This is a genomic window from Thauera propionica (genome assembly GCF_002245655.1).
GTDB lineage: Bacteria > Pseudomonadota > Gammaproteobacteria > Burkholderiales > Rhodocyclaceae > Thauera > Thauera propionica.
The window spans coordinates 18,610-27,448 of record NZ_NOIH01000032.1 but is presented as its reverse complement, the minus strand read 5'-3'; the positions used below and the strand labels follow the sequence as shown (position 1 = coordinate 27,448).

Here is an 8,839-nt window from a genome sequence, read left to right as displayed (position 1 = left end):
TTATGCCAACCTTTGCATAAGCGCAAGAACTGGCTGTTCGCGGGTAGCCTGCGGGCGGGCCAGCGTGCCGCTGCGATCATGAGCCTGATTCAGTCCGCGCGGCTCAACGGCCATGAGCCCTTCGCGTATCTGAAGGATGTGCTCGAACGCCTGCCAACCCAGCCCTATAGCCGGATTGGGGAACTGCTGCCGCATCGCTGGCAGCCGGCCGCCTGCGCCTGAGCGAAACGGCAAGACGGGTTCACCGGGTGCTTACCGAGAATGCCCGCCTACGTCGCTAAAGGCATCATGCGCGGGCGGGGATCATGATCTCCGCTTCGCCGTCGAGGACCACGATATCTCCGCAGGTGCATACGGTTGCGAACACGGCGCGGCGCTTCTCCGCCTTCAGTTCCTTCACGGTGACCTTGGCTACGACGGTCTGTCCGATCTTGACCGGTGCCTTGAATTTCAGGCTCTGCGACAGATAGATGCATCCCGGTCCGGGTAGTCGAGTGCCGAAAACGGCGGAGATCAATCCGGCGGAGAACATACCGTGGGCGATGCGTCCGCCAAACATTGTGCTCGCCGCGAACTCGGCGTCGAGATGCACCGGGTTGGTGTCACCGGACACGCCGGCGAACATCAGGATGTCAGCCTCGGAAACGGTGCGCGAAAGCGATGCAGACATCCCGATCTGCAGGTCCTCGAAAGAATATCCATACAGTTCGGTGAAGTCACGTTTGGTCTCATTCATAATACATACCTCGAAAAATGCTGATGGAGTCCGGTGGCGCGACCACTATAGCGGATTCAAGCGTCGGTAATGCGTCGCTGCTAAGTTGGTAAGAACGTTCCGTTGCACCGGGTGCTGTTTTCCCGACGGCGGACGGGCGCGCCGACTGGGTGCGTAGGAGCATTGTGGACGGTCGCGCTGGGCGTGTAAATGGTGTTTAGAATGAAAATGGCAAATATGGATGGCATCTGCTAAAGCGCTGAATAGACGTGAATTTTGGGGTTCGCGGGCGCCGTTTGCCCGTGATCGGCTTAACGGGCGTAAAGTCCGTTCTCGGATAAGGTAAGGTCCTTAAGAGCCTCCGCGCTGCGCACAGTCTGCGTTTCGTCCTGACGAGGCAACAGGGGTAAAACATGCTGAAGGTCTTCAGCCACTATTTTCCGTCGCATACCCTGCAGCAGGTCGTGTTTGATGCCTTGCTGCTCTTTGTCGTGGTGTTGGTTGCGGTTGGTCTGCTGGCTGCGCCGGGGACCCCTGAGTGGGCGGTGTTTACGCCTTCCGCGCTCACTTTCGCATTGTCGATGGTGGCACTGAATACCGCGATGGGGCTGTATCGTCCCGTACTGCAGCGCAGCCCCCGGCAGGCGTTCGCACGCGTAGCGCTGTCTCTCGTGGTGAGCGTGCCTGTTGCCTATGCAGTGTTCGGTATCCTGCCGTGGGCGGACCTCGCGCCGCATTCGCTGCAGTGGAGCGTCGTGCTGCTGCTGAGCTCGACGCTGCTGATGCGAGGGGTCGTCAATCAGCGCCAGGCTTCGGGGCTGTTTTCGCCAAGGGTGCTCATCATCGGCACAGGCAAGGATGCGGCGACGGTTTACCGGGATCTCACGCGGCCGCTGCAGAAGAGCGTCGAGGTCGTCGGTTTCCTTCGCGGCGGCAGCGACGAGGTGCAGGAAGTCGATCCACGTCAGGTTCTCGCGCCCCGTGGGCTCTTGGATATCGTGCGCGAACTGCGGGTAAACGAGATCGTCGTCGCTGTCCGCGAGCGCAGGGGCGGCGTGCTGCCTATCAGGGAGTTGCTCGACTGCAAACTCGCTGGGGTGCGTATCGTTGACCTGTCGTCGTTTTTTGAGCGGGTGCAAGGCCAGGTGCGTCTCGAGTCGCTGCGGGCGAGCTGGCTGATCTACGGGGACGGCTTCCGGCAGGGGCTCGCACGCACCTGCATCAAGCGCTTGTTCGACATCGTAGTGGCTGTGATCCTGCTGCTGATTTCGCTGCCGCTGATGCTCGTTACGGCGCTCTTGATCGTGATCGAGGACGGGGCGCCTATCTTCTATCGCCAGGAGAGGGTGGGTCTCGGGGGGCGTGTGTTCCGAGTCACCAAGTTCCGCAGCATGAGGCGCGACGCGGAGAAAGACGGCAAGCCGCGGTGGGCGACGTCGAACGACGACCGTGTGACGCGGGTGGGGCGGATCATCCGCAAGCTGCGTATCGATGAGCTGCCACAGTTGTTCAATGTGCTGGTGGGCGACATGAGCCTGGTCGGACCGCGGCCCGAGCGTCCGTTCTTCGTGGATCAGTTGGCCCGCGAGATCCCTTTCTACGGCGTCCGCCACTGCGTCAAGCCTGGCGTGACGGGTTGGGCGCAGGTCAGGTATCAGTACGGGGCATCGGTCGATGATGCGATCGAAAAGCTGCAGTACGACTTGTACTACGTCAAGAATCACACGCTTGTTCTCGATACCCTCGTGCTCTTCGAGACGGTGCGCGTCGTGCTTACGGGCGAAGGCGCGCATTGAAAGCGACATGCGGTTCGCGCGCCGGAGGGCGCGGACTGCGCTAAGGTGGGCGGGGTAATGGTTCAGGGGGCCGTACGTGGCTGACGTCGCATTCTGGGGATACGGTTTCGCGGCGCTGGGCTTTTTCCTGTTCGCCCTTTACGTCTTTTTTGCCTGGCGCGGCGGTCTGCCCGGCGGTCTGCTGTTCGTCGCCGTCGTCTGTTCTTTTCTCTGGGCGCTGGCGGGGATTGCAGGCGCGCACACGTCGAGCGGCACGCTGACCTGGGTCAGCTTGGTGCTGGACGTCTTCAGGGGCGGTGCCTGGTTTCTGTTCCTGATTGTGCTGATGCGCCCGCTGTGGCCAGGGGGCATGCGCTGGCCCGCCATCCTCGCCGCCAGCACGGTCCTTGCCCAGGTGCTGGGCTTGACCGCCGAGTATTTCGGTGATTTCCAAGGTGCGGCGATGCGCCCGGTGCTGGTCAGCTGGCTGGCACATGCGGTGGTGGGTCTCATCCTTGTCGAGCATCTTTACCGGGCTTTGCCTGGGGCGTCGCGCTGGGGGATCAAGCCGCTCTGTATCGCACTCGGTGCCGGCTACATCTTCGAGCTCTATCTGTTTGCCGATGCGACGCTGTTTTCGCGCATCGATGGGGACGTGTGGGCTGTGCGCGGGCTTGCGCATGCGACGCTGATCCCGCTCATTGCGCTGTCGGGGTCCCGCAACCCGTCGTGGACGCTGCGCATGGCGATGTCACGGGAAATGGTGTTCCACTCGACCGCGCTTGCGGCGGCGGGCTTGTACCTTCTGGTGATCGCCGCGGTGGCGTATTACGTGCGTTACTTCGGTGGCGACTGGGGGCGGGCGCTGCAGCTCTCGTTGTTGTTTGCCGGCCTTGTCCTGCTGGGTGCCTTGCTGTTTTCGGGTTCGCAACGTGCCCGGCTCAAGGTCTTTCTCAGCAAACACCTGTTCTCATACCGCTACGATTATCGCAACGAATGGCTGCGCTTCACGCAGGCGCTCGCCATGGCTGGAAAAGGTCTGGACCTCGGGCAGTCGGTGATCAAGGCGCTGTCCGATCTGGTCGAGAGCCCGGGCGGCACCCTGTGGCTCCGCGACAGCTATGGGAAGTTCGCGCCCTTCGCCCGGCTGAACTGGCCGCCAGTGGATGTCGTCGAGGCTGAGCAGTCGGACCTGTGCCGCTTTCTGAGTGATCGGGAGTGGGTGATCAACCTGGAGGAGTATCGGGTCAGGCCGCAGCCCTATGGGGGGCTGGTGCTGCCCGAATGGCTGTCGACGCTGGGCGATGCCTGGCTGGTAATTCCGCTCAAGAGTTCGGAAACGCTGGTCGGATTCGTCGTCCTTTCGGTGCCGCGCGCACCCTTCGAGATCGATTGGGAGGTGCTTGACCTGCTGAAGACCGCACAGCGCCAGGCCGCCGGCTATCTGGAGCGGATGCTCGCCGCGGAGGCGCTGCTCGAGGCGCGGAAGTTCGACTCCTTCAATCGGATGTCCGCGTTCGTCGTCCATGACCTGAAGAATCTCGTCGCCCAGCTCTCGCTGATGCTCAAGAATGCGGAGCGGCACTGGAGCAATCCCGAGTTCCAGAAGGACATGCTCGAGACGGTGGCGCATGTCGAAGGGCGAATGCGGGGTTTGATGATCCAGTTGCAGGAGAAGCGGCCGATCGATCCGCCTCGTGTCGTGGATGTGGTGCAGGTGCTGCGCAACGTCTGCCAATCGAAGCGCGGTCAGTTGCCGGAGGTTGAACTGGTGGAGCCCTCCGAGCAGCAGGCGCAGGCCAAGGCGCATCCGGAGCGCCTGGAGCGGATCGTGGGCCATGTTGTCCAGAATGCGATCGATGCAACCGATGCGAATGGCGAGGTCAGGGTCAGCCTGGAGGCCGCGGATGACGTATGCTTGCGAATCGTGGTCGAGGACTCCGGCTGTGGCATGTCGGCCGACTTCCTGCGCGACCGGCTGTCGCGTCCGTTCCAGACGACGAAGTCGAGCGGAATGGGCATCGGCGTCTTCGAGACGCGGCAGTACCTGAACGAGATTGGCGGCGACCTTCGCTTCGAAAGCGAGGTTGGCCGCGGAACACGTGTCACCATACAGTTGCCGCGCGCCACGCTGGCGCGGGCCACAACTCAAGACGGAGCCAGTGAGATTCATGCCGGATAAGCAGCGAACGCTATTGATCGTGGAGGACGATCCCGCGTTACAGAAGCAAATGCGGTGGGCATTCGATTCCTGCGAGACGGTCGTTGCCGATGATCGCGAAACGGCGATTGCGCAACTGCGCCGCCACGAACCTGCGGTGGTCACCATGGATCTGGGTCTGCCGCCTGCGCCCGACGATGTCACCGAGGGCATTGCGCTGTTGCGCGAGATGCTTGCGCTGGCCCCGGACACCAAGGTCATCGTGCTCACCGGTCAGCATGACCGCGAGAATGCGGTGAAGGCCGTCGGGCTGGGGGCCTATGACTTCTTCGCCAAGCCCTTCGAGCCGGAACTGCTGGCGCTGACGATCGAGCGCGCCTTCCGCATGCATGATCTTCAAGCCGAGAATGCGCGCCTGGCTGCACTCAGTGCGAGCCCGCTGGCCGGCCTGCTGACCCGGGACCCTGGCATGCTGAAGATCTGCCGCACCATCGAGAAGGTGGCGGCTGCCTCGGTGACGGTGGCGCTGCTGGGCGAGAGCGGCACCGGCAAGGAAGTGCTTGCGCGCGGTCTGCATGCGCTTTCGCCCCGAGCTGGCGAACGTTTCGTGGCGATCAATTGCGCCGCGATCCCCGATACCCTGCTCGAAAGCGAGTTGTTCGGTTACGAGAAGGGGGCGTTCACCGGTGCCGTCAAGCAGACCTTGGGCAAGATCGAGACGGCGCACAAGGGGACACTGTTTCTCGACGAGATCGGCGACCTGCCGATGCCGCTGCAGGCAAAGTTGCTGCGTTTCCTCCAGGAACGGGTGATTGAACGCATCGGCGGCCGCGAGGAGATTCCGGTCGACGTCCGCATCGTGTGCGCGACCCATCGCGATCTCAAGGAGCAGATCAGGGCCGGCTTGTTTCGCGAAGATCTCTACTACCGCCTGGCCGAGATCGTCGTCGATATCCCGCCGCTGCGCGATCGTGAAGGTGATGCGGCGCTGCTGGCGCACGCCTTTGTCCAGCGCTTCGCGCGCGAGAACGCGCGTGGCAGCATGACACTGACCGATGATGCCCTGGCTGCCATCGAGGCGCACCCGTGGCCCGGAAACGTGCGCGAACTCGAGAACTGCCTGAAGCGGGCAGTGATCATGGCCGACGGCAACCGTATTACCGCCGACGATCTTGGCTTGCAGTCGGTCGAGGAGGATCTCGAGCGCCTCAACCTGCGGCAGGTGCGTGACGAGGCGGAGCGCAAGGCCGTCCTGCGCGTGCTGGCGCGCACCAACAACAACATTGCGCGTGCCGCCGAGATCCTCGGTGTGAGCCGCCCGTCGCTGTATGACTTGATGAATCGCTTTGGCCTGAAGAAGGAGAACGGATCGTGAGCAGTTACACCAAGGACAAGCCGTCGCAGCGCTGGAGTCGTCGCAAGAGTGGGCTCGCCGTGACCCTGCTGTCCGCGATGCTCCTGTCCGGCTGTGGCGAGAGCCCCGAGCAGATGCTCGAGTCGGCGAAGGGATATCTGGCGAAGGACGACCTGAATGCGGCCAGCATCCAGCTCAAGAATGCGCTGCAGGAGAACGCCAATCTGGCCGAAGCCCGGTTCCTGCTCGGCAAGGTCAACCTCGAGCAGGGTGACGTTCCGGGGGCGGTCAAGGAACTGCAGCGCGCGCTCGATCTCGGCTATGCGCGCGAGCCGGTAATCCCGTTGCTGGCGCGTGCGCGGGTGCGCGCGGCGGAGTTCGATGGTGTGCTGGCGGATTTCGGTGCCGAGCGTCTTTCAGACCCCGTGGGCCAAGCCAGCCTGCTGGGTGCGATTGGCGACGCGCACATGGGCAAGGCCAATGTGGCCGAGGCGCTCAAGGCGTTCGAAGCCGCGCTGGTCCTGCGTGCCGACGACGAGGTCGCGGCGATTGGCCGGGTCAGGGCCCAGCTGTTCAGCGGTGAGCCCGCAAAGGCGGAGGAGAGCGCGCGCAAGCTGGTCGCGGACCAGCCGCTGCTCGCTGACGCTCATGCGGCGCTGGCCGAAGTGCTGCAGTTCCAGGGCAAGCCCGACGAGAGTGTGAAGGCGCTCGAGGATGCGCTTCGTCTCCGGCCCGATGCCATCGCCTACCACTATGCCCTGGTGTCGCAGCTGTTCCAGCTCGAGCGCCAGGACGAGGCTGTTGCCCGTTTCGAGGCGATGAAGAAGGTCGCTCCCGGCCACCCCTCGACGCGCTACCTGCAGGCCTTCATCGACTTGCGGGCGAATCGTCTGACGGAAGCGCGTGACGGTGTGATGCAGGTGCTCAAGCAGACGCCGGACTACCTTCCCGCGCAGTTGTTGGCCGGTACCGTGCTGCTGCGCCTGAATGACCAGGCCCAGGCCCGCAGCTACCTCAACGCGGTCCTCAGTCGGGCGCCGGGTCAGACCCTGGCACGCAGCCTGCTGATCCTTTCCCACCTTTCCTCGGGCGAGGCGGCGCGCGCGCAGGAGGTGCTGCAGCCGCTTCTCGACCGACCGATCAATGACCCGCGCCTGCTTGGCCTGGCCGGCCAGGTCTTCCTGGCCAATGGGGATGCGGAGCGGGCCGAGGAGTTCCTGCAGCGCGCGGCCAAGGCCGCGCCTGAAGACTCCCGCGCGCGACTGCGGCTGGGTGTCGCGCGACTGCTCGGGGGCGACGCGCAGGGCGCTTTCGCCGACTTTTCGAGTGCGTCGGCGATGGATCAGGACGCCATTCAGGCCGATCTGGCGCTCGTGGCGGCGCACCTGCGTCGCGGGGATACGGACCAGGCACTGGCGGCACAGGCGCAACTGGAAGCGAAGCAGCCGAACAACCCGCTGGTTCACAACCTGCGGGGCGGTGTCATGCTCGCCAAGCAGGACCTTGCCGCGGCCCGCACTGCGTTCGACAAGGCGCTGGCGATCAATCCCGACTATCTTGCAGCGGTGCTGAACCTTGCCCGCATCGATCTGGCCGAGAAGAAGCCGCAGGATGCGCTTGCCCGTGTGCGGGCCCTTGCCGATCGCAACGAAAAGAACGTCGAGGCGCGTCTGGCGCTGGCGGAGCTGCAGGCCGCCACCGGAGCGACGCCGAAGGACGTATTGGCGACACTCGAGCGTGCAGAGACCGCCGCACCCGGCGCCCTGGCGCCGGCGCTGTCGATCGTCCAGCATCACCTGCGCAACCGGGATTTCCCCAAGGCGCTGGCCACGGCGCAGAAGGCTGGTGCGGCCTACCCGGACGACGTACGTGCCGTCGAGATGCTGGCGCGCGCGCAGATGGCGAACGGCGACACTCAGCAGGCCATTTCCTCGCTGAACAAGCTCGCCGGGCTGCGCCCGCAGTCGACGGTTCCGCTGCTGATGCTGGCCGACGTGCATCGTGGTGCAAAGGACAATGCAGCCGCCGAGCAGGTGCTGCGCAAGGCGCTGGGTGTCCGTCCCGATGCGCTTGACGTTCAGCAGCGACTTGCCGGGCTGCTGCTCGAGAAGGGGGATCGCGATGGTGCGCTGAAGATTGCCCGCGACGTGCAGAAGCAACACGCGGAGGCGCCTGTCGGCCACATTCTCGAAGCCGAAATCCAGGTCAATGCCAACCGTTTGGGCGAGGCGGTGACGGCCTATCGTCGCGCGCTCGAGCGCAAGGCGGGTGGCGACGTCGCGGTCCGGCTCCATGCCACCCTGCTGCGTGCCGAACGCAAGGCCGAGGCCGACAAGCTCGTCGCCGATTGGCTGCGCCAGCAGCCCAAGGATCTGTCCATGCGTGGCTATGTCGCCGAGCGCGCCTTGGCCGAGCGCCGCTACGCCGACGCCGTCGCCATGTTCCGCACGATGGACGAGATCTCGCCGCGCAACCCGCTGGTACTGAACAACCTGGCCTGGGCGTCGAACCAGGTGAAGGATCCGAAGGCGCTTTCGTACGCCGAGCTGGCGCACGAACTGGCCCCGGAGAATCCCGCGATTCTCGATACGCTCGGCGTGATTCAGGTCGACCGTGGCCAGACCGAGAAGGGCTTGGCCAACCTGCAGAAGGCGGTGTCGCTCGCGCCGGACCTGCTGCCGCTACGGCTCAATCTGGCGAGATCCTATGCCGGGGCCGGTCGCAAGGACGATGCCCGTCGAGAACTCGATGCCGTGCTGGCCAAGGCTCAGGCCGGTACGCCGCTGCACAAGGAAGCGACCGATCTGCTCGGTAACCTCTGAACCCGTATCTGC

6 protein-coding genes are annotated in these 8,839 nt (G+C 64.2%); 5 read left to right on the top strand and 1 reads right to left on the bottom strand.

Annotated elements, in window-relative coordinates; translation table 11 throughout:
* On the top strand, positions 1 to 222 hold a 222-nt coding region (locus tag CGK74_RS16980; protein ID WP_133091933.1), incomplete at its 5' end, for a transposase domain-containing protein.
* A gap of 64 nt (positions 223 to 286) precedes the next feature.
* Here CGK74_RS16980 and CGK74_RS16975 read toward each other — a convergent pair.
* Complete coding sequence (locus CGK74_RS16975; protein WP_094269590.1) at positions 287 to 736, bottom strand: MaoC family dehydratase; 450 nt, start codon at positions 734 to 736, stop codon at positions 287 to 289.
* A 392-nt stretch (positions 737 to 1,128) separates the two neighbouring features.
* Between CGK74_RS16975 and CGK74_RS16970 the strand changes: the two genes are divergently transcribed.
* From CGK74_RS16970 to prsT, 4 genes are all read left to right on the top strand, one after another.
* The gene (locus CGK74_RS16970) at positions 1,129 to 2,511 is read left to right on the top strand and encodes a TIGR03013 family XrtA/PEP-CTERM system glycosyltransferase (protein ID WP_094269589.1); all 1,383 of its coding nucleotides are present in this window, start codon (positions 1,129 to 1,131) and stop codon (positions 2,509 to 2,511) included.
* A gap of 76 nt (positions 2,512 to 2,587) precedes the next feature.
* A complete protein-coding gene (gene prsK / locus CGK74_RS16965) occupies positions 2,588 to 4,672 on the top strand; it encodes an XrtA/PEP-CTERM system histidine kinase PrsK (protein WP_094269588.1) in 2,085 nt (694 codons plus the stop codon).
* The gene (prsR, locus tag CGK74_RS16960; RefSeq protein ID WP_094269587.1) at positions 4,662 to 6,026 is read left to right on the top strand and encodes a PEP-CTERM-box response regulator transcription factor; all 1,365 of its coding nucleotides are present in this window, start codon (positions 4,662 to 4,664) and stop codon (positions 6,024 to 6,026) included. The genes prsK and prsR overlap by 11 nt, the downstream gene beginning before the upstream one ends.
* The gene (gene prsT, locus CGK74_RS16955) at positions 6,023 to 8,827 is read left to right on the top strand and encodes an XrtA/PEP-CTERM system TPR-repeat protein PrsT (protein WP_094269586.1); all 2,805 of its coding nucleotides are present in this window, start codon (positions 6,023 to 6,025) and stop codon (positions 8,825 to 8,827) included. Before prsR ends, prsT begins: the two co-directional genes overlap by 4 nt.
* Positions 8,828 to 8,839 lie beyond the last annotated feature (12 nt).

Coding starts and splice junctions, on each gene's coding strand:
- prsR (WP_094269587.1), top strand. CDS start 4,662: ATGCCGGATAAGCAGCGAACGCTATTGATCGTGGAGGACGATCCCGCG.
- CGK74_RS16975 (WP_094269590.1), bottom strand. CDS start 736: ATGAATGAGACCAAACGTGACTTCACCGAACTGTATGGATATTCTTTC.
- CGK74_RS16970 (WP_094269589.1), top strand. CDS start 1,129: ATGCTGAAGGTCTTCAGCCACTATTTTCCGTCGCATACCCTGCAGCAG.